Origin of the sequence: Streptomyces sp. TSRI0107, from assembly GCF_001905845.1 — a bacterium.
Taxonomy (GTDB): Bacteria; Actinomycetota; Actinomycetes; order Streptomycetales; family Streptomycetaceae; genus Streptomyces.
In genome coordinates this window covers 53,767-79,421 of the sequence record NZ_LIVZ01000001.1, presented here as the reverse complement: position 1 = coordinate 79,421, position 25,655 = coordinate 53,767, and the positions used below count along the sequence as shown (strand labels likewise).

At 73.0% G+C, this 25,655-nt stretch carries 17 protein-coding genes and 1 other RNA gene; 4 read left to right on the top strand and 14 right to left on the bottom strand.

Going from position 1 to position 25,655, the window contains the following annotated elements; translation table 11 throughout:
- Window positions 1–26: 26 nt before the first annotated feature.
- The 4 genes from AMK31_RS00295 to AMK31_RS00280 all read right to left on the bottom strand — a co-directional run bounded on the left by AMK31_RS00295 (window position 27) and on the right by AMK31_RS00280 (window position 6,272).
- Window positions 27–1,181, bottom strand: a complete 1,155-nt coding sequence (locus AMK31_RS00295) for an amidase domain-containing protein (RefSeq protein WP_241842491.1) — start codon at window positions 1,179–1,181, stop codon at window positions 27–29.
- 161 nt (window positions 1,182–1,342) lie between these two features.
- Window positions 1,343–2,635, bottom strand: coding sequence for a hypothetical protein (locus AMK31_RS00290; RefSeq protein ID WP_073938220.1), 1,293 nt, complete (start codon window positions 2,633–2,635; stop codon window positions 1,343–1,345).
- 58 nt (window positions 2,636–2,693) lie between these two features.
- Window positions 2,694–4,964: a transglycosylase domain-containing protein gene (locus AMK31_RS00285; RefSeq protein WP_241842525.1), complete on the bottom strand. Its 2,271-nt coding sequence runs from the start codon at window positions 4,962–4,964 to the stop codon at window positions 2,694–2,696.
- 339 nt (window positions 4,965–5,303) lie between these two features.
- Window positions 5,304–6,272 (bottom strand): LysR family transcriptional regulator, encoded by a 969-nt coding sequence (locus AMK31_RS00280; protein ID WP_073938219.1) that lies wholly within the window; start codon window positions 6,270–6,272, stop codon window positions 5,304–5,306.
- A gap of 83 nt (window positions 6,273–6,355) precedes the next feature.
- Here AMK31_RS00280 and AMK31_RS00275 point away from each other — a divergent pair, with 83 nt between their 5' ends.
- On the top strand, window positions 6,356–7,570 hold the full coding sequence (locus AMK31_RS00275; protein WP_073938218.1) for an MFS transporter: 1,215 nt from the start codon (window positions 6,356–6,358) through the stop codon (window positions 7,568–7,570).
- Window positions 7,571–7,657: 87 nt separating this feature from the next.
- Window positions 7,658–8,662, top strand: a complete 1,005-nt coding sequence (locus tag AMK31_RS00270; RefSeq protein ID WP_107468478.1) for a LacI family DNA-binding transcriptional regulator — start codon at window positions 7,658–7,660, stop codon at window positions 8,660–8,662.
- Window positions 8,663–8,752: 90 nt separating this feature from the next.
- Here the strand turns inward: AMK31_RS00270 and dacB are convergent, their stop codons facing one another.
- From dacB to ftsE, 6 genes are all read right to left on the bottom strand, one after another.
- Window positions 8,753–10,345 carry a D-alanyl-D-alanine carboxypeptidase/D-alanyl-D-alanine endopeptidase gene (dacB, locus tag AMK31_RS00265; RefSeq protein WP_073938216.1) on the bottom strand — a complete coding sequence of 531 codons (1,593 nt, stop codon included), beginning with the start codon at window positions 10,343–10,345 and terminating at the stop codon, window positions 8,753–8,755.
- Window positions 10,346–10,445: 100 nt separating this feature from the next.
- Window positions 10,446–10,845, bottom strand: a transfer-messenger RNA (tmRNA) gene (gene ssrA, locus AMK31_RS00260).
- Window positions 10,846–10,962: 117 nt separating this feature from the next.
- Window positions 10,963–11,442 carry an SsrA-binding protein SmpB gene (gene smpB, locus AMK31_RS00255; protein ID WP_073938215.1) on the bottom strand — a complete coding sequence of 160 codons (480 nt, stop codon included), beginning with the start codon at window positions 11,440–11,442 and terminating at the stop codon, window positions 10,963–10,965.
- 83 nt (window positions 11,443–11,525) lie between these two features.
- On the bottom strand, window positions 11,526–12,689 hold the full coding sequence (locus tag AMK31_RS00250; protein WP_079186620.1) for a S41 family peptidase: 1,164 nt from the start codon (window positions 12,687–12,689) through the stop codon (window positions 11,526–11,528).
- A gap of 68 nt (window positions 12,690–12,757) precedes the next feature.
- Entirely contained in the window at window positions 12,758–13,675 is a 918-nt protein-coding gene (gene ftsX, locus AMK31_RS00245) for a permease-like cell division protein FtsX (protein ID WP_073938213.1), read from the bottom strand.
- Window positions 13,676–13,707: 32 nt separating this feature from the next.
- Complete coding sequence (gene ftsE, locus AMK31_RS00240; protein ID WP_043501321.1) at window positions 13,708–14,397, bottom strand: cell division ATP-binding protein FtsE; 690 nt, start codon at window positions 14,395–14,397, stop codon at window positions 13,708–13,710.
- A gap of 230 nt (window positions 14,398–14,627) precedes the next feature.
- Between ftsE and AMK31_RS00235 the strand changes: the two genes are divergently transcribed.
- Window positions 14,628–14,819, top strand: coding sequence for a hypothetical protein (locus AMK31_RS00235; protein WP_073938212.1), 192 nt, complete (start codon window positions 14,628–14,630; stop codon window positions 14,817–14,819).
- Between the two features lie 75 nt (window positions 14,820–14,894).
- Here AMK31_RS00235 and AMK31_RS00230 read toward each other — a convergent pair whose 3' ends face one another.
- The 4 genes from AMK31_RS00230 to AMK31_RS00215 all read right to left on the bottom strand — a co-directional run bounded on the left by AMK31_RS00230 (window position 14,895) and on the right by AMK31_RS00215 (window position 20,167).
- Window positions 14,895–15,569: an LPXTG cell wall anchor domain-containing protein gene (locus tag AMK31_RS00230; protein ID WP_073938211.1), complete on the bottom strand. Its 675-nt coding sequence runs from the start codon at window positions 15,567–15,569 to the stop codon at window positions 14,895–14,897.
- Window positions 15,570–15,853: 284 nt separating this feature from the next.
- Complete coding sequence (gene prfB, locus AMK31_RS00225) at window positions 15,854–16,960, bottom strand: peptide chain release factor 2 (protein WP_073938210.1); 1,107 nt, start codon at window positions 16,958–16,960, stop codon at window positions 15,854–15,856.
- A 72-nt stretch (window positions 16,961–17,032) separates the two neighbouring features.
- The gene (locus tag AMK31_RS00220; RefSeq protein ID WP_073938209.1) at window positions 17,033–18,277 is read right to left on the bottom strand and encodes a serine/threonine-protein kinase; all 1,245 of its coding nucleotides are present in this window, start codon (window positions 18,275–18,277) and stop codon (window positions 17,033–17,035) included.
- 153 nt (window positions 18,278–18,430) lie between these two features.
- The gene (locus tag AMK31_RS00215) at window positions 18,431–20,167 is read right to left on the bottom strand and encodes a serine/threonine-protein kinase (protein ID WP_073938208.1); all 1,737 of its coding nucleotides are present in this window, start codon (window positions 20,165–20,167) and stop codon (window positions 18,431–18,433) included.
- 368 nt (window positions 20,168–20,535) lie between these two features.
- On the opposite strand from AMK31_RS00215, the gene AMK31_RS38865 reads away from it, so the two are divergent.
- Window positions 20,536–25,347, top strand: a complete 4,812-nt coding sequence (locus tag AMK31_RS38865) for an FHA domain-containing protein (RefSeq protein ID WP_079186619.1) — start codon at window positions 20,536–20,538, stop codon at window positions 25,345–25,347.
- The last annotated feature ends 308 nt before the right edge of the window (window positions 25,348–25,655 follow it).

The window sequence follows — 25,655 nt, the reverse complement described above, 5'->3', positions numbered from 1 at the left end:
CAGGCTCGGATTCGCTACCGCCCCGGTCAGGTGCGGTACGCGTAGTACGCCGCGTTCGGGTACGACGCGATGACGCTCGCCACCGAGCGGCGGTAGGTGTTGGTGGAGTGGTACGTCAGGTACGGCACGCCCTGGGGGCTGCGGTACGTGACGATCATCGTGTGGTCCTTGGAGCCGTCCTTGTCGAAGTCGACCTGGAGGACGTCGCCGACGTCCATCTGGTAGACGTTCGCGAGGCTGGTGACGCGCTTGGAGTTCAGCGCGAACCAGGACCACTCGTTGACGCCGACGAACGAGTGCGACTGGATGTCGGCGTTGCCGAACCACCGGGTGTAGTCGTACACGTAGCCCGGCACGTGCTTCCAGCCGCCCGCCTTCAGGGACTGGCTGACGAAGTTGGTGCAGTCACCGCCCGCGCCCTGCCCGTTGAAGTCGGGGTAGGCCGGGTTGTAGTTGCGCCAGTACTTCTCCGCGTAGGCGGCCATCGCCTTGTAGTCGTAGCCGCTGGCGGTGAAGTTCTTCGGGTTGGACGGCGCGGGCCGGGTGATGGCCGCGCGCGGGGCCGACGGCATGGTGTCGTCGGTGGTGGTGGCGGCGGTCCTCGACTTGGCGAGCTGGTTGACCGCGAAGCCGCCGTCGTCGGTCTCCCGGATGCCCGTGAGCCGCCAGTTGCCGCTCTTGTCGGCCCTGAAGGTCAACTCGTGGTGGGCCTGGAACCCGGTCGACTTCGGCTCGTCGCCGCGCACCTTGTCGTACGTCAGCGTCGTGGTCTCGGTGACCGCGACGACGGCCGTACGACCGCGCACCCGGGTGCGGTCCAGGGTGACGGAGGTGTTCGCCGCGCTGTACTTCTCGCCGAGCCGGGCCAGCCGGTCCTTGCGGTCGCCGAGCTGGTCCAGGGCGCTGTCCTCGGTGCGGGCCGCACCGGAGGAGAGCGCGACCCGGCCGGAGAAGCCGTCGGTCCGCGGCTGGTCGGCCGCCGACTCGTCGACCAGGGCGTTGGTGCGGTCGGTGAAGACCGCGTCGGCCAGTTTCTGGAACGTGGCCTTCGTCTTGGCGTCCACCTCTGGTTCGGTCGTGGTGGACGCTCCGGCGCTCCAGTTGGGCAGCAGTGCGACGCCCGCGACGACGGAGGCGGCGGCTGCCGTGAGTATCGTCGCGCGACGCCGCGTACGACTCACTTTCCTTGACTTCACTGAACTTTCCCCTCTTTCCCCGGCTGAGGAGTGCCGAGGCAGCGGAATCCTCCCATGCCATGTGTGGCTGCTGTGAAGAGGGTTGCAGGACCAACCGAGCGGCTGTTACCGGACCGTCACCGCCGCCCGCGGCGACCGGGGTTGGGTCACTGGACGACCGTCGACCAGTCGGGTGCCTGCGCCGGATCCAGGGTGCGCAGCCGCTCCAGGGTGGCCGGCTTCTGGGCGTCCATCCAGTCGGCGAGTTCCTTGAAGGACACGCACTTGACGTCCTTTTTGGTGCACACGGTCTTGATCATGTCGTCGACGGCGTTCATGTAGATGCCGCCGTTCCACTGCTCGAAGTGGTTGCCGATGAACAGCGGGGCGCGGCTGCCGTAGTAGACGCGGTTGAACCCGGCCATGTAGGCGTCGAAGGTCTCCTGCTGCCACTGCGGGTACATGGCCGGATCGCCGTCGGTCTCGCCGTCGGACTGGTTGTAGAGGAAGTTGAAGTCCATGGACAGGCCCTGGTACTTGCCGCCCTCGTACGGGAGCATCTGAAGCGGGAAGTCCCAGATGCCGTTCTTCTTCGTCGGCCAGATCTGGAAGTCGCCGGCGGAGCTTGCGTCGTAGCGCCAGCCGTAGCTCTCGGCCGCCTTCAGCAGGTTGGCCTGCCCTTCGAGGCAGGGGGCGCGGCCGCCGACCACCTCCTTCTTGATGTCGAAGGGCAGCGGGTCGAGGTCGGTGTAGCCGGTGTTCGTCTTCCACTTCTCGACGAACTCGTAGAACTGGTCGATCTCGCTCTTCCACTCCTCGACGCTCCAGTCGCCGCCGCCCTTGGCGCCGCAGAAATGGCCGTTGAAGTGGGTGCCGATCTCGTTGCCGTCCTTCCAGGCGCCGCCGAGCTGCTCCAGGGTGGTGCGGATGTGTTCGTCGGTGGGGAAGCTGATCGCCGCGGTGCCCTTGGGGTGCTGGGGCGGGGAGTAGAGGTCCTTCTTGCTCTTGGGCAGCAGGTAGATGCCGGTGAGGAAGTACGTCATGTGGGCGTCGTACTGCCGGCCCATCTCCCGGTAGTGGGAGAAGAGGCCGTCGTCGCCCTGGAGGGCGCCGTCCCAGGAGAAGACCACGAACTGCGGCGGTTTCTGGCCGGGCTTGAGCGGCTCCGGCTTCAACTGGTTCTTCTGCGGGCCGGTGTAGGAGGTCGAGCCGTCGCCGAGCACCTTCGTCTTGCCGTCCCACTCCGGTTCCTCGCTCGCCCGCGCGGTCGGCTGCGACGACTTCGGGCCGTCCTGGGCGGACGCGGTCGGGGCGGTGTCGTCGGTGCGGGAGAGCACCAGGTAGCCGGCGACGAGGGAGGCGACGACGAGGCACGCCGCCAGGGTGAGGAACCCCGGTCGGGCGGCGGCGGGGCGGCGGCGTGCACGGGCCTTGCGGCGGCGGCCCGACGGTTGTTTCATCTGCGGCTCGATCTCTCGGGGACAGGGGCTGGGCGGTGCCGGTGGTCGCGCCGGGGGCTCAGCCGAGCGGTCTCACGGCACTGGACCAGATGCCGTACGGGACGCTGTCGGCGGCCGTCCCGGCCAGACCTTCCAGCGGCAGGGGTTCCAGGCTCTTGCCGAGGTCCATGCGGTAGACGACGACCGCGGTGGACACCTTCTCGGCGGTGCCGACGTACCAGGCGGCCTTGTCGTTCTCGGTCGTGCCGGCCTTCCCGGCGACCGCGGTGGAGGCGGACGCGGCCTCCGGGTGGGCGGCGCGGAAGGCGTCGACGAGCGCGGACTGGACCTCGCGGGCGGTGTCGGCGCCCATTGCGCGGCGGGTGGCCGGCTTGTCGAGGGCGACCGTGCGGCCGTTGTGGGTGATCTTCCGCACCGAGTACGGCTCGGTGTGCCTGCCGTCGGCGGCGAAGGTGGCGTAGCCGCTGGCCATCCGGATGGCGCTGGGGGTGGAGCTGCCGGTGGACAGGGTGGGCACCTGGGCGCCGATGCTGGAGGGCAGCAGCCCGGAGGCCTCGGCGGTGGAGCGCACCTTCTCCAGCCCGGTGTCCATGCCGAGCTGCATGAACGGGGTGTTGACGGACAGCGCGAGCGCCTGGTGCAGGGAGATCTGCCCGTAGGACTTGCCGCCGTCGTTGCGTGCGGCGACCTTGCGGCCGCTGCGGTCCCAGTAGGGGCCCTCGGGTGTGGTGACGGGCACTTCGTCGTCGCCGTTGTAGAGGGTCTCCCCGGTCACCGGGGTGGGTTCGCCGTCGCGGCTCTTGCGGACGCCGTGTTCCAGTCCGGCGGCGTAGACGAACGGCATGAACGCCGATCCGGCGGGGACGGTGGTCGCGTTGGACTCGTTGTAGCCCTGTTTGCGGTGGTCGGGGCCGCCGTAGACGGCGAGGATCCGGCCGTCGGCGGCGATGGAGGCGGCGCCGTAATGGGCGGTCCTGGCCTCCTTCGGGTTGTCCTTCTTCGCCTGCTTGCGGGCCTTGGTCACGGCTTCGGTGAGCTGGTCCTCGCGGCCCTTCTCGAAGGTCGTGTAGATCTGGTAGCCGCCGCGGTCGAACTCCGGGTCGGAGATGTGCGCGGTCTTCTTGGCGTACTGGGCGGCGAGTTCGACCAGGTAGTCGCTCTGCTCACCGGTGTCGTACAGCGGGTTGCTCTCCAGCGGCTCCGGGAACTTCGTGTACTTGGCGCGTTCCTGCGGCGACAGCTTGCCGATCGCGACCATCCGGTCGAGGATCCACGACCAGCGTTCCACGGCCCGCTCGTGGTTGGCCTGGCTGAGCGTGGGGTCGTAGAGGCCGGCGCCCTTGAGCAGGGAGGCGAGGAAGGCGGCCTCGCTGACGTTCAGCTCGCTGACGTCCTTGCCGTAGTAGGCCTGGGCGGCGCGCTGGATGCCGTAGGTGCCGCGGCCGAACCAGCTGGTGTTGAGGTAGCCCTCGAGGATCTCGTCCTTGCTCATCCGGTTGTCGAGCTTGAGAGCCATCATCGCCTCGGTGAACTTGCGGCTGACGGTCTGGTCCTGGCTGAGGTAGACGTTCTTGACGTACTGCTGGGTGATGGTCGAGCCGCCCTGGGTGTCGCCCTGGCCGAGGGTGCGGAACACGGCGCGGGTGATGCCCTTGAAGGAGATTCCGGGGTCGCTGTAGAAGCTCTCGTTCTCGGCGGCGAGGACCGCCCAGCGGACGTCCTCGGGGATGTCGTCCAGCGACATCGACTGCCGCAGCACCCAGCCGGTACGGGCCATGGGGGTGCCGTCGGCCCAGAAGTACACGTTGTCCTGCTGGGTGGCGTAGGTGTTGAGGTCCTCGGGGATGTCGGTGGCCGCGTAGGCGACGACCAGGAGGAGGCTGCTGAGGCCGAGGGTGGCGAGGAAGCCGCCGAGGCTCTGCCTCCAGGACGGGATCCAGCGCCGCCAGCCGGTGCGGCCGGGCCGGGGGTACTGCGGGCGCATCCGGCGGAGGCAGGGGCCGAGGAAGGCGGCGACGGGGCCGAGCACGGGGGCCAGGCGGGGGCCGAGCGCCGCGGTCAGGCCGGCGGCGAGGCGGGCGGCGGGAGAGGGGCGGGCGGCTTTGCGGCGGCGCCGGGAGGGCGTACCGGAGGTCTCGGACTCACCGGAACCGGCTCCGTCGGCTTTGCCGGATCCGTCGGCTGTGCCGGATCCGTCGGCTGTGCCGGAGTCATCAGCTTTGCCGCCCTTGGGTATGCCGCCCTCGGGTATGCCACCCTCGGGTACGCGCAGTTGCATGGTCTCGTCGGCGGCCGCTCGCTGCTGCGGCGCCGGGACCTTCAACTGCATGGTCTCGTCCGGCGAAAGGGGCACCTCGTCGCCGCCCCGATCGCGTCCCCCCTGCCCTGCCTGGGTCACGACTGTGCCTCCCTCCGCACTCCATGTTGCTCGCGCAGGCAGACGTACAGACGTACGAGAGTTTGCTGTCGGTTGCCGCAGCAGCGACCGCAAACCCTGAATCCCCCCGGACCTCGCGGGTCACCGCGGCGCTCTCAAGTTACCAGCGCCCTTCGCAAAGTCTCCACACAAAGTCGGGCGGAACAGGTCACATCTGAAGCGAAGGGCGGCTGGCCTGAGCTCGCGCGGCCGATCCGAGCATATGCCTACCGGATTTCTGTATACGCATTGTCAGTTGTGGAGGTTCATGAGCGAGATGTCCATGGCCGGAATCCACCCCCCGGCGGGCCGGTGGAGCCACCCCTCCTCGGCCGCCACCTCCGCCGCGGCCCGCCGCAACGCGTCCAGACCCGGATGAACCAGCCCTTTGCGCCACACCAACGACACCGGGGACAGAGGAACGGGGTCGACCAAGGGCCGCATCACCCGGTCGCGCATCCCCGGGAAGTCCACCACGGCGAGCACCGGATACCCGGTCTTCGCCATGATCCGCTCGAACTCCTCGTCACCGACGGCCAGCGGAACGGGCGGCGCCACCTCGATCCCCCGCCCCTCGAACAGGCGGCTCGCGAGGTCGGTCCACTCCCGCGTGCGCGGGTTCCCGGCCCCCGCGTACACCCGCTCGCCCGCGAGCGCGGCCAGCGGCACGGCCTCCAGCCGGGCCAGCGGGTGCCCCTCGGGCAGCGCGATCACCATCGGCTCGAACCGCACCGGCTGGTGCGCCAGCCGGCCGCGCAGCGCCGGGCCGAGCCCCGCGTACCGTCCGAACGACGCGTCCAGCCGCCCCCCGGCCAGCTGCTCCGCCGCACCGGTCAGCCCGCTCTCGTAGCGGGCCATCAGCTCCAGTCCGGGGGCGAGTTCGCGGGCCCGGCGCAGCACCCGGTGCGCGGTGCCGAAGCCGGGGAAGTTGAGGTCGACGAGGAGCGGCCGGGCCTGTCCGAAGGCGGCGAGCAGGTCGTCCTGCGCCTGGAGCGCCCGGCGCGCGTGGGGAAGCAGCCGCTCGCCGTCGCCGGTCAGCGTCACCTGCCGCGTGGTCCGCACGAACAGTTCGGCGCCCAGCTCCCGCTCCAGCCGCCGTACGTCCCGGCTGAGCGCCTGCTGGGCGACGTAGAGCCGGGCCGCGGCCCGGGTGAAGTGCAGCTCCTCGGCGACGGTCACGAAGGCGCGCAGGAGCCGGGGGTCGATGTGCGGGGCGGGCATCCGGGCAACTTACAACACAGGCGCGTGAATCCGCGCCGAACGGGTGTTGGACCCGTTGATCACTTCCGGGCGACGGTGGACGCATGCCGTACCGACAGCTCTTCGCCCACCCGGGCGCCAAGGCCTTCACCGCCGGAAACCTGATAGCCCGCCTGCCGATGGGCATGTTCAGCGTGAGCGCGGTCGTGATGATCGCCGGGGCGCGGGACTCCTACGCCCTCGCCGGCGCCGTCACCGCGACGGGCCTCGCCGCGACCGCGCTGGTCGCGCCCTGGACCGCCCGGCTCGTGGACCGGTACGGCCAGGCCCGGATCGCCGTACCGGCCACCCTCGTCGCCTCCCTGGGCAGCATCGCCCTGATCCTCTGCGTCCGCCGGGACACCCCCGACTGGACCCTGTTCGCCGCCTACGCCGCGACCGCGACCACCCCCAACACCGGCGGCATGTCCCGCGCCCGCTGGGCCCACCTGCTGAAGGGCGACGCGGCCGCGCTGCACACCGCGAACGCCTTCGAGCAGGCGGCCGACGAGCTTTGTTTCATGCTGGGCCCGGTGCTCGCGGCCTTCCTGTGCGGGACCTTCTTCCCCGAGGCGGGCACGCTCGTCGGCGTCGTCCTGCTGCTGTCCGGCGTCCTGCTGTTCGCCGCGCAGCGGTCCACCGAGCCGCCCGCGCGGCCCGCCGTGCGCGGGAGGTCGCCGCTGCGCGCGCCCGGCATTCCGCCGCTGCTCGTGGTCTGCCTCGCCATGGGCATGGTCTTCGGCGCGCTGGAGGTCGTCACGATCGCGTTCGCGGACGCCCACGGCATGCGGACGGCGGTCGGCGTGGTCCTGGGCCTCCAGGCGGCCGGGTCCTGCGCGGCCGGGCTGGTGTACGGCCGGTTCCGGCCGCGCGGGCGGGCCGACGTCCGGTACGTGTGGTGCATCGCCGCCATGACCGGGGCGCTGACCCTGCCGCTGCTCGCCGCCACGCTCACCGGCTCCCTGCCGGTGCTCGCGGGCGCGCTGCTGGTCGCGGGGATGGCGACCGCGCCGACGATGGTGACCGGCATGGCCCTGGTGCAGGAGCGCACGCCCGAGGGACGCCTCAACGAGGGCATGACGCTGGCGGTGACCGGCCTGCTGGGCGGGATCGCGGGCGGCAGCGCGCTGGGCGGCTGGTCGGTGGAGCACCTGTCGGTGACGGCGGGCTACGCGGTGCCGGTCGCGGCGGCGGGCACGGCCCTGCTGACCGCTCTCGCGCCGCTCGCGCTCGGCCGGCGCGAAGGGAGGCTCGTCCACTCCGTCGAACCGCTCCACTGAGTCCTTCCGACCCATTGACCGGTCCGCTGATCCGCCTTTACCGTCGCTCGTCGAAGCGCTTCGACAACGAGCGGTGGAGCCCGCCTGATGGTGAAGATCACGGACGTGGCCCGGCACGCCGGCGTCTCCCCCAGCACCGTGTCGTACGCCCTCAGCGGCAAGCGCCCGATCTCCGAGGAGACCCGGCGTCGCGTGCACGACTCCATCCGCGCCCTCGGCTACCGCCCGCACGCCCGCGCCCTGGCCGGCGGCGAGCCGAACGTCATCGCCCTGGTCCTCCCGCTGCGGGCGGGCGTCCACGTGCCGGTGGCCATGCAGTTCGCGGTGGCGGTGGTGACCACGGCACGGGCGTACGGCCGCGACGTCCTCGTCGTCACCCAGGACGAGGGCGCGGACGGCCTGCGCCGGGTGGCCGACACGGCCCTGGTCGACGGGCTGATCCTGATGGACGTACAGCTGCACGACCCCCGGCTGCCGCTGCTGCGGACCCTGGACCGGCCGGCCGTGCTGATCGGCCTCCCGGCGGACCACGCCGGACTCACCTGCGTCGACCTCGACTTCAGGGCGGCGGCCGAGACCTGCGTGGACCACCTGGCGGAGCTGGGCCACCGGGTGGTGGCCCTGGTGGGCTCCCCGCCCGAGGTCTACGTCCGCCGGACCGCGTTCGCCCAGCGCGTGGTCCAGGGCTTCACCGCCGCAGCCGACCGCCACGGCCTCGTCTCCGCCGTCCACCCCTGCGAGCCGACGCCCGCGGCGGCCCTCCGGCTGGCCGAGCGCCTGCTGCGCGAACACCCGGCGCTGACGGGGCTGGTGGTCCACAACGAGGCCGCCCTGAACCCGCTCCTGGACGCCTTCGGGCGGCTGGGCCTGCGCGTCCCCGGGGACCTCTCGGTCACCGCCATCTGCCCGCCCGGCCTCGCGGAGTCCACCCGCGTCCCCCTGACGTCGGTCACCCTGCCCGCCGCCGAGATCGCCGGCCGCGCGGTGGAACTCCTGCTGCGCGAACCGGCCGGCGACCCGGTACCGGCGACGACGCTGCTGCCTCCGGCCCTGACGGTCCGGGGCAGCACGGCACGGCGAACGGCACTGTGACACCCCTCAGGGGCGCGGGAACCGCGCGAGAGGCCACGACGAACCCGCACCCGCCTGATCCCCGGACCCCCGACGCGCACACACGCCCGCTCAGCAGCGCACAGGCTTACGCCACGCGCACTCCAGGCCATCGGACTCGGCCTCCGCCTGCCCACCCCGGGCTCGCCGAGGAGTGACCAAGGTGGCCGCCTCCGCGCTGGACCGGGCGAGGGTGGTGACGATGGCGTCCTCCAGAGGCTTCACCGACGAGGCCAGATGGTTGTTGAGCACGATGGCGTACGCCAGCTCACGACCGCCCGCGTCGGTGACGTACCCGGCCAGGGCGGAAGCGCCGGTCAGCGAACCGGTCTTGGCGCGGGCGTTGCCCGCCGCGGGCGTCCCGCACATCCGGGTGCGCAGGGTGCCGCCGGTGAACCGGTCGGGGTCGCAGGCGACCGGCAGGGAGCGGTACCAGTCGGCGTACCAGGGCTCCGCGCGGGCGGCGAGCAGGAGGGCGGTGAGCTGGGCGGCGGGGAAGTTGTCCATCCGGGACAGCCCTGACCCGTCCACCTGGCGGAGCTTCGCGGTGTCGACGCCGACACCCTTGAGGTAGCCGCTGACGGCGGCGAGCCCGGCGGACCAGCTGCCCTTGCCGGACACCTCGTACCCCATGGCCTTGGTCAGCACCTCGGCGTGCATGTTGTTGGACAGCTTCATGAACGGGACGAGCAGGTCCTTCAGCGGCATGGAGCGGTGCTCGGCCAGCCGCCGCGCGCCCTCCGGTGTCTGCCGGCCCAGCCGGGTCGGCCCGGTGACCCGCACGCCGTGCGCGGCGAGGGCGTCCCGGAAGACGGCGGCGGCGTAGCCGGTGGGCTCCCAGACGCTGATCCACGCCTTGCCGCCGCTGCCGCCGACGGGGGTGGTGCCGGTGACGACGACGGTGTTGGTGCCGTGCTCACGGTCGACGGAGAGGGCGCCCGCGCCCCCGGCGGCGACGGTGGTGGCGCGGACGTCGACGTCCACGTACTCGGTGTCGGGTGTGAGCGTGACGACCGGCTCGTCCCCGGCCTTGGCACCCGGCGTGACCTGCACGAGCACCGTGCCGGTGTCGTAGTCGGTGTCCGGGGCGACGCTCAGCGCGCTGATCTGGGCGGCGTAGTAGGCGGCCTCGTCGTCGGCCGCCCAGCCGCGTCCGACGCGCTCGGCGTCGAACCTGGTGTCGTCGGCGACGAGCCGTCCCTCGACCCGCTTGATCCCGGCCTCGGCGACCCGGGCGGCGAGCCGGTCGTAGTCGGCGGCGAGGAGGGTTGGGTCACCGGTGCCGCGCAGATACAGATCGCCGCGGAGCACCGAGCCGTACTGCCGTCCGCCGGCCAGCACGTCCGTGCCGAAGCGGTACTCCGGGCCCAGGATCTCCAGGGCGGCGGCGGAGGTGGCGAGCTTGGTGGTGGAGGCGGGCATCAGGCGTGTCGAGCCGTTGCGCTGGTAGAGCACCTCGCCGCTCCCGGTGTCGGCGATCACCACACTGGCCACGCCGCCCTCCATCCGGGCGTCGCCCAGCACGGTGTCGATGGCCTCGGCCAGCCCGCTGCGATCCCCGTCGGCCCCGGCGAACGCCCCCGGCCCCAGCAGACCGGCGACCAGCCCGCCCACCAACACCCAACGCCACGCCCGCCCGGGCGAGTTGACCCCTGATCTCTTCATGCCACCGCAGCATCCCGGATCCCCCGGCCCCACAACAGACCGCCTCGCATGACAAAGGCCCCGGCGCTCGGAAGCGTCGGGGCCTTGCCCACATGGGAGTGAGTGGAGATGGCGGGAATCGAACCCGCGTCCAACGGTGCGGAACCAGGGCTTCTCCGTGTGCAGTCCGCTCTGATTTTCTCGGCCCCGGAGATCACGCGGACAAGTCTCCGACGGGCTCAGTCACTGTTTGGTTTCCCTCTTCACCCCGTGACCGGGATCGAGGTTTAGTCCCCTAGCTGATGCCAGGATCCGGGTCGGGAACAGCCCCGGGCTGACACTCCCTTAGTAGGAGGCTCGCTCTGCTACCTGAGATCAGGCAGCGAGGGCGAAGGCCTGCTGGGAGGAATCGCGCTTGGTGTTGGCGATTATTTTTTTCGGCCTGTGGTTTACGAGATCATGGCCGCTTCCTCGACACGCTTCCCCTGCTTCGACAGCCGCTGTCGAAACCGATCATCCCCATGTTGATTTTTCAAACCCGCCGGAGGTAGCCCCCCGGACAGGATCGCGCACCCGCTTGCGGTGCAGATGCCATCGTACGTGACCAACGCGGACGTGTGCCAGCGTATTCCCGGGGGTCAGGCCCGCTGCTTGCGCCGCACCGCGGACATCGCGCGCTCCGCCTCGCGCCGGTCCTGCTTCTCCCGCAGGGTCTGCCGCTTGTCGTACTCCTTCTTGCCCTTCGCCAGCGCGATCTCGATCTTCGCCCGGCCGTCCTTGAAGTACAGGGCGAGCGGCACGATCGTGTGGCCGGTCTCCTGGGACTTGGCCTCCAGCTTGTCGATCTCCACGCGGTGCAGCAGCAGCTTGCGCTTGCGGCGGGCGCTGTGGTTGGTCCAGGTGCCCTGGCTGTACTCGGGCACGTGCACGTTGTACAGCCACGCTTCGTGACCGTCCAGCTGCACGAAGCCGTCGACCAGCGAGGCGCGACCCTGACGCAGTGACTTCACCTCGGTGCCGGTGAGGACCAGTCCGGCCTCGTAGGTGTCGAGGATCAGGTAGTCGTGCCGCGCCTTCTTGTTCTGCGCGATCAGTTTGCGCCCTTTTTCCTTAGCCATAGTGCCGACCATTTTCGCACTACGGAGGGGGTGTGCGGGAAGTCATTAAGGGAGGGTCCCACTGGGTCCCGCTGGGTGGCCCTCTAGTCGCCGAGGCCCGTCAGCACCGTCTCCGCGCGGGGCAGCGCGTCCTCGTCGGCCTCCAGGTCGGGGGTGATGCCGTGGCCGTCGACCGCGCGGCCGGAGGGAGTGCGGTAGTGGCCGACGGTCAGCTCGGCGACGGAGCCGTCGGGCAGCCGGCTCGGCATCTGGACCGAGCCCTTGCCGAAGGTGCGGGAGCCGACGACGACCGCGCGGCCCCGGTCCTGCAAGGCGCCGGTCAGCAGCTCGGCCGCGCTCATCGTGCCCCCGTCGACGAGCGCGACCAGGGGTCTTTCGGTGTCGCCGCCGAGCTCGGCGTGCAGCGCCTGCTGGTCCCCGTCGACGTCGTAGGTGGCCACGAGCCCGCCGTCGAGGAAGGCGGAGGCGGCGGTGACGGCCTCGGTGACCAGGCCGCCGGGGTTGCCGCGCAGGTCGAGGACGATCCCGGCACCGCGCGGGGCCTTCCGTACGGCGGCGCGGACGGTGTCGCCGGAGCCCCTGGTGAAGGCGCCGATCTTGATGAGGGTGTCCCCCTCGGGGAGCTCGCGGACGCTCACCGTGTCGGTCGAGAGGCGGGCCCTGCGCAAGGTGACGTCCCACTCGCGCGTGTCACGCTCCAGGCCGAGCCGGACGGTCGTGCCGGCGGGCGCGTCGGTGGCGTCACCGCGCAGTAAGGAGACCACCTCGGTCACGGGCCGCCCGTCGACCGCGCGGCCGTCGATGCTGCGCAGCCGGTCGCCCGCGCGGATCCCGGCGGCGTCCGCCGGCGACCCGGCGGCCACCTCGGTCACCTCGATCCGCCCGCCGCGCTCGCGCCGCGCCCCCAGCCCGACGCCCGTGTAGGCGCCGTCCAGGGTCTCCTCGAACTCCTCGTACTCGCCCTCGGAGTAGACGGCGTCCCAGCGGTCCCCGCTGCGGCTGACGGCCCGCTCGGCGGCCTCCAGGGGCGACTTGCCGTCGGCCATCGCCTCGACGGCGGCCTCCGTCACTGCGTCCGGGCGGGCCACGGAGGCCGCCGTGCGGGACGGGCCGGGCGCGGGCCTGCGCTCGGTGCCGGGCAGGGAGCCGGTGGCGGCGCCGGTGACGACCACGCTCGCGAAGAGCAGTGTCAGGGCGGCCCCGCGGCGCATGCGGCGGGGCTGACAGAACAGGTCACGACCTGACATGCCGGTGAGTCTAGGACAACGGAAAGGGCCGTACGGTCGGTTGACCGCACGGCCCCTCTTGGCGTGCGTCACACCTTCAAGTACTTGCGCAGCGCGAAGAACGCGGCCAGCGCGGGCATCAGAAGGCTGGTGGCGAGGATGAGCGGCAGCTTCGTCAGCACGGCGTCCCAGCCGATGAAGTTGATCAGCGTCAACTGGTCGGCCAGGGCCAGTCCGTGATCGATGAGGAAGTACCGCGCGACCACCAGGAAGCCGCAGGCGAGCGTGCCGCCGATGAGTCCGGCGACCGCGGCCTCCGCGATGAACGGCGCCTGGATGTAGAAGCCGGAGGCGCCGACCAGGCGCATGATGCCGGTCTCCCGCCGCCGGCTGAACGCCGAGACGCGCACGGTGTTGACGATCAGCATCAGGGCCACGACCAGCATGAGCGCCATCACCGCGCTGGCGGCCCATTTCATGCCGTTCAGCAGCTCGAAGAGGTTGTCCAGGGTGCCCTTCTGGTCCTGCACGGACTGCACGCCGTCCCGGCCGTTGAAGGCGCTCGCGATGACCTGGTACTTCTCCGGGTCCTTCAGCTTGACGCGGTACGACTCCTGCATCTGGTCCGGCGTGAGCGAGCTGGCCAGCGGCGAGTCGCCGAACTGCTCCTTGTAGTGCTTGTACGCCTGGTCCTGCGACTCGTACGTGACGCTGTCGACGACCGGCATCTTCTTCAGGTCGCCGACGATCTGGTCCTTCTGCTCGTCGGTGACGGCGCCCTTGGCGCAGTTGGGGTCGGACTCGGCGTCACTCTTGTTGCAGAGGAAGATCGAGACGTTGACCTTGTCGTACCAGTAGCCCTTCATGGTGTTGACCTGGTCGGTCATCAGCAGCGAGCCGCCGAACAGGGCCAGGGACAGGGCGACGGAGACGACGACGGCGAAGGTCATCGTCAGATTGCGGCGGAGACCGACACCGATCTCCGACAGAACGAACTGGGCGCGCATGGCGTCTGGTTAAGCCTTTCCGTCGTGGATCGTCAGTGCTGGTAGCCGTAGACGCCGCGGGCCTGGTCGCGGACGAGGCGGCCCTTCTCCAGCTCGATGACGCGCTTGCGCATCTGGTCCACGATGTTCTGGTCGTGCGTGGCCATCACGACGGTCGTACCGGTGCGGTTGATCCGGTCGAGCAGCTTCATGATGCCGACGGAGGTCTGCGGGTCGAGGTTGCCGGTGGGCTCGTCGGCGATCAGCAGCTTGGGCCGGTTGACGAAGGCGCGCGCGATGGCGACGCGCTGCTGCTCACCACCGGACAGCTCGCCCGGCATCCGGTCCTCCTTGCCACCGAGGCCGACCAGCTCCAGCACCTGCGGCACGGACTTGCGGATCTCGCCGCGGGACTTGCCGATGACCTCCTGCGCGAAGGCCACGTTCTCGGCGACGGTCTTGTTCGGCAGCAGCCGGAAGTCCTGGAAGACCGTGCCCAGCTGGCGGCGCATGTGCGGCACCTTCCAGTTGGACAGGCGTGCGAGGTCCTTGCCCAGAACGTGCACCTGTCCGTGGCTGGCCCGCTCCTCGCGGAGGATCAGCCGCAGGAAGGTGGACTTTCCGGAGCCGGAGGACCCCACGAGGAACACGAACTCGCCCTTCTCGACCTCCAGGGAGACATCCCTGAGGGCCGGGCGGGTCTGCTTGGGGTAGACCTTGGAGACATTGTCGAATCGGATCACGGATGCACCACGGGTCGCCGGGGGTAGATGAGCGTGACCATACGCGAACCGAGTGGGCAACCGCAGTCACCGGTCGGGGTTGCGCGTCACATGTACGTTTTGTGCACGCGTCCGCAGTCTCCTTCGAAGGGCCCCGCGCACCCTTCCGGGGAACCTGGCACAGTGGAGGGGGAACGTTCTCACCCCGGAGAGCGTTGTTCAGGGAGAACCGGCGCTAGGAGGGCGAGCACATGACGTACGACCGGCTGGTGTGCGCGAACTGTGCCGCGCCCGTGAGCGAGGGCCGCTGCCCCGTGTGCCGGGCGAACCGCGAGCGGCTGCAGCAGGAGAACCCCCTCGCGGGCCTGAACCCGATGACGCTGATCGCCCTGCTGGCGGTGCTGGTCGCCGCGGTGGCACTGCTGGCGCACCAGACCGCGTGACGCCTCCCTGACACGGACACGGAAAGGGCCCGGAGCGTAACGCTCCGGGCCCTTTCAGCTACCGTCGGCCACCACTCAGGCGGCCGCACCGCCACGGCCGCCCATGAGGCGCGGCAGGACGCGGAAGCCGATGCCGCCGGCGATCATCGTCGCGGCGCCCACCAGCAGGAACGTGGTCTCCGCGGCACCGGTCTCGGCCAGCTCGTCGCCGCCGCCCTGGGCCGAGGTGTCGGCCGGGGCGTCGGCGCCGGTGTCGGTCAGGGCCGAGGAGCCCTCGCTCTGGGCGGAGTCGTTGGAGCCGCCGTCGGGGTTGGTGTTGTTGCCGCCACCGTTCCCGTTGCCGTTTCCGTTGCCGTTCCCGTTGCCGTTCCCGTTTCCGTTGCCATTCCCGTTGCCGTTGCCGTTGCCCGGCTCCTCCGGCTCCTCGGGCTCGGTCGGGTCCTCGGTCGGGTCGGTCGGGATCTCCGGGTCGGTGCCCGGGTCGGTGGGCGTACCCGGGTCGGTCGGGATGCCCGGGTCGGTGGGCGTGCCCGGGTCGGTCGGGATGCCCGGGTCGGTCGGGTTCGGGTCCGTCGGGATCTCCGGGTCGGTCGGCTCGGGGTCCGGGCTCGGCGTCTCGCAGCCGATCCCCAGGAACCCGCAGTCGTCCGGGGCGGCGGAAGCGGCGCCCGCGGCGGTCAGCGAGGCACCGGCGGCGATCACCGCACCGGCCGCTATACGCGCGAGACGGATCCGCGTCTTCTTGGTCATATGGTTGCTACCCCCAGTAGCTGATCGTCAATGAGGCGGCGCTCGGGGGCCGTGATCGACGGAGGGTGGTAGCCATTTACTCAATCCCCCCGGTTCACATGCGCCCCAGAAGTACGCATGCCGCGCTTCAGCCTTCCGATTTTTCAAAGCAACGTCAAGGCCGTTGCGCGCGCAATGTCCTTATGTACCGCGCTTTGTCGGCTCTGGAGACTGTGAGTGTGATGTAAAACCCGGACAAACAGCAACCGCCCCTGGTTCAGGGGCGGTTGACTTTGTCGACAAACTTACTTCTCTTGCTGCTTGCGCCAGCGAATACCGGCTTCCAGGAAACCGTCGATCTCACCGTTGAAGACGGCCTCGGGGTTGCCGACCTCGTGCTCGGTCCGCAGGTCCTTGACCATCTGGTACGGGTGGAGGACGTACGAACGCATCTGGTTGCCCCAGGAGTTGCCGCCGTCGCCCTTGAGGGCGTCCATCTTGGCCTGCTCCTCCTGGCGGCGCCGCTCCAGCAGCTTGGCCTGGAGGACGTTCATGGCGGTGGCCTTGTTCTGGATCTGCGACCGCTCGTTCTGGCAGGAGACGACGATGCCGGTCGGGAGGTGCGTGATGCGCACCGCGGAGTCGGTGGTGTTCACGCCCTGGCCGCCGGGCCCGGAGGACCGGTAGACGTCGATGCGCAGGTCGGACTCGTCGATCTCGACGTGGTCGGACTGCTCGACGACGGGAAGCACCTCGACACCGGCGAAGGAGGTCTGGCGCCGGCCCTGGTTGTCGAAGGGCGAGATGCGCACCAGGCGGTGGGTGCCCTGCTCGACGGAGAGGGTGCCGTAGGCGTAGGGGGCCTGCACGGAGAAGGTGGTCGACTTGATGCCGGCCTCCTCCGCGTAGGACGTCTCGATGAGCTCCGTCTTGTAGCCGCGCTGCTCGGCCCAGCGCAGGTACATGCGCTGCAGCTTCTCCGCGAAGTCCGCGGCGTCGACACCGCCGGCCTCGGCGCGGATGTTGACGAGCGCCTCACGGGAGTCGTACTCGCCGGAGAGGAGGGTGCGCACCTCCATCTCGTCCAGCGCCTTCCTGACGGCGGCGAGCTCGGACTCGGCCTCGGCACGGGTGTCCGGGTCGTCCTCCTCCTCGGCCATCTCGAAGAGCACGGCAAGATCGTCGATCCGCGAGCGCAGGGCCTCGGCCTTCCTCACCTCCGCCTGGAGGTGGGAGAGCTTGCTGGTGATCTTCTGCGCCTCGTCCGGGTTGTCCCACAGGGACGGCGCGGCCGCCTGCTCCTCGAGCACGGCGATGTCTGCCCTCAGCTTGTCGAGGTCCAGAACGGCCTCGATCGACTCCATGGTCGAGGAGAGGGACTTGAGCTCTTCGGATACATCGACGACTGCCACGCATCCAGCGTAACGGCTCTGTCGAGCGCTCGGCGCCGGGCGGCGCGGCCCCGCCCGGCAGGCCAGGGGGCGTCAGGGCGTGTCCGGTGCCGAGTTCCTGGTGTCCTGCGGTGCCGCCCCCTCGTCGTCGCCCGACGCGGCCAGCCAGGCGCCGGTGCCGACCGCCGCGGCCAGGACCACCGCGGCGGCACCGAGGGTGATGCGGCGGCGCCGGGTGGCGGCGCGGTTGCGGGCCGAGCCGGGACGGGGGGCGCCGGAGGCGCGGGGCGCGCGGGCCGTGCCGTGGGCGCCGCCGGCCAGCTCGTCGGGGGCGGGGACGCGCATCGAGGTGTGGGTGTCCCGGTTGGAGTCCGGCTTGGCGCCGGGGACCAGCGAGACCGCGCCCCGGCGTTCCCGGGCCGGGGGCGCCGGGGTGCCCTGCTGGGGCCGCGGGGCGTCGTCGGCGGGTTCGGCGGCGTCGGCGTCCGGCTCGTCCACGTCCAGCGGCGGCATTCCGGCCAGCGTCGGCAGCTGCTCCCGCAGCCGGGCGGCCAGCTCGGAGGCGCGCAGCCGGGAGGCGGGGGCCTTGGCGAGGCACTGCACGATCAGCTGCCACAGCTCGTCGGGGATGCCGGGGAGCGGGACGACGGTCTCGGTGACGTGGCGGCGCAGCACGGCGCCCGGGTGTCCGCCGCCGAAGGGCGTGAAGCCGGCCAGCAGCTCGTAGAGGACCGTGGCGAGGGCGTAGATGTCGACGGACGCCCGCGGGGGGAGGCCTTCGACGATCTCGGGCGCCAGGTAGTCCGGGGTGCCGATGACCTTGGTCGCGCGGGTCCGCTGCGGGGTGTCGATCAGCTTGGCGACGCCGAAGTCGGTGAGCAGGGCGCGGTGCGAGCCGCCGGGTCCGAGCGGGCCCTGCATGTCCAGCAGGACGTTCTCGGGCTTGACGTCCCGGTGCACGACCCCGGCGGCGTGGGCCGCGGCGAGCCCGTCGGCGACGTCGGCGACGATCGCGACGGCCGCCTCGGGGGCGAGCCGCCGCTCCCGTTCCAGCCGGGTGCGCAGGTCGGTGCCGCGGACCAGGTCCATGACGAGCGCGAGGTCGTTGCCGTCGACGACCAGGTCGCGGACGGAGACCACGTTCGGGTGCTCGAGCCCGAGCAGGGCGGTGCGCTCCTGGACGAAGCGTCCGACGAGTTCCTGGTCGGACGCCAGATCCTCGCGCAGCAGCTTGATGGCGACGGGGCCCTCAGGCCCCTCGCCCAGCCACACCGTGCCGGCGCTGCCCCGTCCCAGGATCTGGTTCGCGGTGTACCGGCTGCCGATCTTCCGTGCCAAGACTGCTCCTACAGACGCGTGTTGTCGCTAAAACTACGCGTCCGGCGAGCCGACGTTCACCGGGGAGGCCGAAATCACCCCCCGGGTGTCGACAAAGCGACAGACTCGCCGCCTGACGGACTCGCCGCCCGAGGGTCCCGCCGCCGTGGAGCGCTACTGCGTCGAGCCGCCCCCGCCGCCGGATCCGCCGCCGTCCGATCCGCCGCCGAGGTCGCTGATCCATCCGGTCACCGTGCCCACCCAGTCCGTGAGCTGGTCCCAGTAGCCCTTGCCGGTGCCGATCCACTCCTGGAGCGGGCTCAGCTCCCAGACCAGCCAGCCGGCCACGAACAGGATGACGATCGTGAACAGGCAGCCCTTGAGGCAGCCCAGACCGGGGATGCGCATCGGGTTGGCGCTGCGCTGCCGCGGCTGTCTCGGCTCCCGCGTGGGCTGCTGCGGCTGCGGCGGGGCGGGCGGCGCGTACCGCTGGGGCTGCTGCTGCGGTGCGTACTGCTGCGGCTGGTGCTGCTGCTGCGGGTAGCCGTAGCCGGGCGGCGGGCCCTGCTGGCGCCGGGGCTGCGGGCGCTGCTGGGGCTGGGGCCGCTGAGGCTGCTGGGGCTGCTGCTGCGGGCGGGCCACCTGCCGCTGGGGGCGGCGGCGCAGCGGGTCCTGGCTGGGGTCGAGGTACTGGACCTGCGTCTGCTCGTTGCGGTCCCGCGCGGCGCGCAGCTGGTTCTGCCAGGGGTGCTCGCCCTGCCGGCCGGGGTCCTGGCCGTGCTGTCCGGGCTGGTTCGGGGGCACCGGCGGCAGCACGGCCGTCGGGTCGGCGGCCCCGGTGTTCGGGAGTACGGCGGTGGGGTCGGCGGCGCCGGCCGGGCCGCCGGTGTGCGGGAGGACGCTGGTCGCGCCGTTCGGGTCGTACGCGCCCGGCGCGGAGCCGTGCGGCAGCACCTGCGTCGGGTCGGCCGCGCCCGGGGAGCCGGGGACGGCGGCGGGCGCCGGGTCCGGGGCGAGCAGGGCGCCCACGTTCTCGGCGGCGGCGATCTGCGCGGAGTTCGCGTGCACGCCGACGCCCTCGGCGACGACCCGCAGGCCGCGCGCGAGGTTCTCGGCGCTCGGCCTCTCGTCCGGGTTCTTGCGCAGACAGCGCTCTATGACCGTCCACAGCGGTTCGGGGACGGTGGAGGGGCGGCGCGGCTCGGCGCTCAGGTGCTGGTGCAGCACCTCCAGGGCGGAGCTGCCGGCGAACGGCGGGCGGCCGGTGACCAGCTCGTACAGCAGGATGCCGGCGCCGTAGATGTCGACGGCGGAGGTCTGCGGGCGGCCCTCGGCGGACTCCGGCGCGACGTACGCGGGCGTGCCGACGAACTCGTGGGTGCGGGTCAGGCCGGGCGAGTCGGCGAGGCGGGCGATGCCGAAGTCGGTCAGCAGCGGGTGCATCTGGCCGCCGTCCTGCTTGAGCAGGACGTTCGCCGGCTTCAGGTCGCGGTGCACTACGCCGTCGGCGTGACTGGCGGCCAGCGCGTCGGCGATCTGCGCGGTGAGCAGGGCCGCGGCGACCGGGGTGAAGGGGCCGTTCTCGCGCAGGTAGCGGTGCAGGTCCGGACCCTCGACGAGATCCATGACCAGGGCGAGGAGATCGCCCTCCACGACCAGGTCGCGCACCCGGACGATGTTCGGGTGGGTCAGCCGGAGCAGCACGGAGCGCTCCCGGAGGAAGCGCATCACGACGTCGGCGTCGTTCGCCAGCTCCTCCTTGAGGACCTTGATGGCGACGGTCTCGCCGGGCTGTCCGGGTACGGCCGCCTCGGCACCCGCGGTCTCCCGCTGGCGGGCTCGCCAGACGGTGCCCGTGGCGCCGCGTCCGAGCGGCTCCTCGAGCAGGTACTTGCTGCCGACTGGCCGCACGTCACGCGCTCCCTGTTGCTTGCCTTGCCTGCTTGTCGTTCCGAACCACTGTAGTGCCGGGTGTGCGGGACCGGGCTGTCCTCTTTCTGTGGGTGCTACGTACACACCCCCGCCCGCGTTCGAAGGAAAGACGCTCACCCCGGTCCCAAGGTTGCCGAAAGCGGGCGTGACCGATCTCAACCGGTCGGCGGCAACGCTTTGGGCAGGCACTTTTGCGGGCAGAGCCGACCAATCAAGATCACTTCTGCCGGAGCGGCGGGCGCGCGGCCGGTGACAGGTGCGAGGATGCGTGCAGTACTGGCCGACGTGCTCGTGCGCTCCTGGGGGGTCGCCCCTCCGCGCCCGCGCAGAAGGGACCGCTGACGGCGATGCAGATCCGGCTGACCGTCGTAGACCCGCTGGGTCCGCCCTCGGCCGAGGCGCGTGGCCGCGCCGCGAGCCGCGACCTGCTGGTCACCGCGCCCGCCGGCACGGCCCTCTCCGCGGTCGCCTCGGCACTGGCCTCCGCGGTCACCGGCGACGGCGCCGCCCAGCCCGGCCCGGTCGTGCTGTACGCCGGCGCGGAACGCCTCGACGACCGCCGCTGCACCCTCGGCGAGCCCCCGCTCGTGGACGGCGCGGTGCTGTCCCTCGGCGCCCCCGCCGACCCCGAGCCGCACCCCGAGGTCGGCGACGCCCCGGCCCGCCTCGACGTGGTCGCCGGCCCCGACGCGGGCGGCGTGCATCTGCTGCACGGCGGCCGGATCGACATCGGCCGCTCCGCCGACGCCGACGTCCCGCTCGACGACCCGGACGTCTCCCGGCTGCACTGCGCGGTGACCCTCGACGCCGACGGCCGCGTCACCGTCGCCGACCTCGGCTCCACCAACGGCACCACCCTGGACGGCTCCCGCGTCGGCTCCCACCCGGTCCGGCTCGCGCCGGGCGCGCTGCTGCGGCTCGGTGAATCGGCCCTGCGCCTCGCCCCCGCCGGGGGCCTGGGCGCACGGCGGGCCACGGCACCGGACGGAGAGGGCTTCGTCCGGGTGTCCCCGGCCCCCGCGGACGGCGCCGCCGACGGGCGGCAGCCTGGCCGGGACACCGCGCACGCCGTGCGCCCCCCGGTCGTGCCGGGGCAGGCAGGGGCGCCGCGGATCGAGGACCGAAGCACGCGGACCGATGACCGCACGCAGACCGACGACCGGGGCACCGGAGGACGCTCGCCCGGCGCCCGGCTGGTGCCGCCCGCACAGCCGCCGTCCGACGGCGGCACGCACGGCGGGCGCCAGGGCATGACCGACGGGCGCCAAGGCATGACCGGCGGCCTCCACGGCACCCCCGCCGGCCCGACCGTCCCGGAACCGGCACGACCGGGCACCGCCGGCACACCGGCCGCCCCTCGCCGACGCGGCGGCCTCGGCGCGTGGGCCCGTCGGCTGGCCGGCGGTCGGGGCGAGCAGCCGGCGCCCGGGCCGCAGACGTACGACGCCGAGACGGCCGCCGTAGCCGCGCCCGCGCTGTCGGCGGGCCCCCGGCTGCCGGAGACCTGGCCGGACCCGGCGGCCCTGCTGCTCACCGCGCTCGGCCCCGGCCCCCGGCTGTGGGAACGCGGGCCGGGACACCCGGAAGCACTGACCGTGCGGCTCGGCACGGCCGACCGCGCGGCACCCGACGGCTCCGGGCTGCTGCCCGCCGTGCCGGTGACCGCCGATCTGCGCGAGGTGGGTGCGCTGGGCCTGGCCGGGCCGCGCCCCCGGCTGTCCGGGCTGGCCCGCGCGGTGCTGGCGCAGCTCGCCGCGCTGCACTCCCCCGGCACTCTCGAGATCGTGCTGATCAGCACCGACCGCTCCCGCTCGATCGCCGATCGCACCACCGAGTGGTCCTGGCTGGGCTGGCTCCCGCAGGTGCGCCCCGGCCACGGCCAGGACTGCCGCCTCCTCCTCGCCTACGACCGCGAACAGGCCGCCGCCCGCACCGACGAACTGCTCCGCCGCCTGGACGACCACCTCACGGACCGCACGAGCGGCCCCCGAACGACGGCACAGCCAGCACCGGCCGCACAGCCGACCGGGCCCACGACCACGACGGCCGCCGACATGACTCCGGCCGGGGCGGCCGGGCGGGATACGGCGGGCGGCGCGGGGGCGCACGGCCAGGGGGGCGGCGCGGGTTCCGGCGCGGGGGCGTATGGCCGCCCGGGTGGCGGGGGTTACGGCGCGGCGGCGCAGGGCCGACCTGGCGACTCGGGCTCCGGCCCGGCGGCTCAGGGCTGGCCCGGCGACTCAGGTTCCGGCCCGGCAGCACAGGGCTGGCCCGGCGACTCAGGTTCCGGCCCGGCAGCACAGGGCTGGCCCGGCGACTCAGGTTCCGGCCCGGCGGCTCAGGGCTGGCCCGGCGACTCAGGTTCCGGCCCGGCGGCACAGGGTCGACCGGGCTACACCGGCGCAAGCGCGGCGGCGCAGGACCGACAGGGCGGCATCGGGTTCGACCCGGCGGCACAGGGTCGGCCCGGCGACGCGGGGTCTGGCGCGACGGCGTATGGCCGACCGGGCGGCGCGGGTTCCGGCGCGTCGCCGCAGGGGCGACCGGGCCACACGGCATCCGCCCCGGCAGCACACGGCTGGTCTGGCGACTCAGGTGCCGACCCGGCAGGACACGGCCGGCCGGGCGGTGCGGGGTCCGGCGCGTCGGCGCAGGGGCGACCGGGCTACACCGGCGCCGGCGCGTCGGCGCAGGGCCGACAGGGCGGCAACGCGTTCGACGCGGCGGCACAGGGTGGGCCCGGCGACGCGGGTTCCGGCCCGGCAGCGCACGGCCCACACGGCAACGCAGGTCCCGGCGCGGCGGCACACGGCTGGTCCGGCGACTCAGGTTCCGGCCCGGCGGGACACGGCCGGCCGGGCGGCGCGGGTTCCGGCGCGCCAGCGCAGGACCGGCCGGGCGGCTCAGAGTCCACCCCGGCGACGCACGGTCGGCGCGGCGACGCAGGTTCCGGCCCGGCAGCGCACGGCTCGCACGGCAACGCAGGTCCCGACACAACCGCACACGGCCGGCCGGGCTACCCCGGCACCAGCGCGGCAGCGCAGGGCCGACCGGGCGCCACGGCGTCCGCCCCGGTGACACAGGGCCGCCCCGGCGACACGGGTTCCGGCGCGGCAGCGCACGGCTCGCACGGCAACGCAGGTCCCGACGCGACGGCACACGGCCGGCCGGGCGGCACGGCGGCGCAGGGCCGGCCGGGCGGCACGGCGTCCGACCCCGCAGCACAGGCCCGGACGAGTGCCCCCGGCACAGGCCCCGGCGCCGACTTCCGGTCCCCGGCCCCCGCCCACGGGACCGCGTCCCAGCCCACGACGGGCCCCACCGGCATCACGACCGGCACCGGCGGGCCCGGCGCGGGTCACGGCGTCCAGCCCGCACCCGCCGACAGCGGCTCGCACCCGGGTTCCGGTACCGCCGCGGGCAACGCCACCGAGCCCGCCGCAGCACACAGCGGCACCCCAGCCTCCCCCGCACCCGGCACCGGCTCCGCCCCCGGCGCCGGCGCCGACCGCCGGCCCCCGGCAACACCCGGCAGCACCCCGCCCCACCGCCCCTCCTGGGCCCTGCAGGACGATCCCGAGCCTGGTTTCCCGGGCCCGTACACGGTGGTCGTCGTCGACGGTGACCCCGGTGGTGCCGGGCTGCGGGACGCGATCGCGCGGCTGGCCGGGGAGGGGCCGCGGGCCGGGATCCACGTGGTGTGTCTCGCCGAGACGGACCCCGCGTCCCCCGCCTCGCCGGTGACGGACACGTACGAGGCGGCCTGCGCGGTGGCGCCGACGTTCCGGGAGTGCGGGGCGGTGGCGCTGCTCAGCGGCGATGTGGCCACGGCACTGCGGTTGCTGCGGGTGGCCCCCGCGGAGCGGACGGCCGCGCGCGGGCCCGTGGGCCACGGCACGATAGCCACCGTCGACGCGGTGTCCCCCGCGTGGGCGGAGAGGTTCGCGCGGGCGCTGGCCCCGCTCCGGCCGGACGGCTCCGGCGTCGGCGCCGAGCGGCAGGCGCGGGTGTCCGCGCCGCTGCCGCAGTCGGCCCGGCTGCTGGACGAGCTGGGGCTGGCCCGGGCCACCCCGGCGTCGCTGATGGCCCGCTGGGCGGACGCGGCCGACGACACCCGGTCGCTGGGCGGCCGGGCGTGGGCGGTGCTCGGCGCGGGACCGCGCGGGCCGGTCGTCGCGGACCTCGTGGCCGACGGCCCGCATCTGCTGGTGGAGGGCCCGGCGGGCAGCGGTCGTACGGAGCTGCTGCGCGCGGTCGTCGCCTCGCTGGCGTCCGCCGAGCGTCCGGACCGGCTCGGCATCGTGCTGATGGACGGCCGGGACAGCGTGGGCGCGGGCGCCGGGCACGGCGACGGACTGCGGGTCTGCACGGACGTTCCCCATGTCACCACCCACCTGACCGCCAACGACCCGGTGCGGATGCGGGAGTTCGCGCAGTCGCTGAGCGCCGAGCTGAAGCGGCGGGCGGAGCTGCTGGGCCGTTCGGACTTCGCGGAGTGGCACACGGGGCGGGAGCTGAGCGACCGGATGGTCACGCAGCGCTCCGCGCCGGGGCAGGCCGCCACGGGCGATCTGGAGGCGCCGCCGAGTTCGACGCTGCGGCTGCGGCCGGGCGGGGCGCGCCGCCCGGCCGAGGCGGCGCCGCCGCCGCTGCCGCGGCTGGTGGTGGTCGTGGACGATCTGGACGCGCTGTTCCAGCCCGCCCTGGGCTCGCCCGGCCGGCCCGCGGCCGGGTCGGTGGTGCGGGCGCTGGAGGCGGTGGCGCGGGAGGGCGAGCGGCTGGGCGTTCATCTGGTCGCGGCGGCCGGGCCGGGCGGTCGTACGGCCGAGTCGGAGGCGGCGCGGCGGGCCCGGCTGCGAATCGTGCTGGAGGCCCCGGCGGCGGGCCCGGACGAGCCGGCGCCCGGGCGGGGCGGTCTGACGGGGCCGAACGGGCGGGTCACGCCGTTCCAGGGCGGGCGGGTCACGGGACGTATCCCGCGCACCGCGACGCTGCGGCCGACGGTCGTGCCGCTGGAGTGGCACCGCATGGGTGATCCGCCGGCCCGCCGTCCGGTGCGGGAGCTGGGCAACGGGCCGACGGATCTGGCCCTGCTGGCGAGCGCGTTGGAGCGGGCGGCGCGGGAGGTGTCGGCGTCCCGGGCGCCGTCGCTGCTCTAGGGGGCGTCTCGTCGATCATGCCGGGCTCGCGGCGTCTGGCACCGCGCCTCGCCGCGTTGTCGTCACTCTCCCCCACGCTCGAACGAGCTCCCGCGGGGGCACCCCCATCGCTCCGCATCGACTCCCTCCTCCGCCTTGCGATGCACGGCACCAGACGCCGCTCCCTGATCCGGCCTGATCGACGAGACACCCCCTAGGCGGACACGCCCCAGGGCCTCGCGAGTCACAGCGCGGTCACGATCACCCCCTTGACACGGTTCGCGCCCTTGCCGACCCCCGTCACCCGGCGTAGACCAGTGCTCACGGAG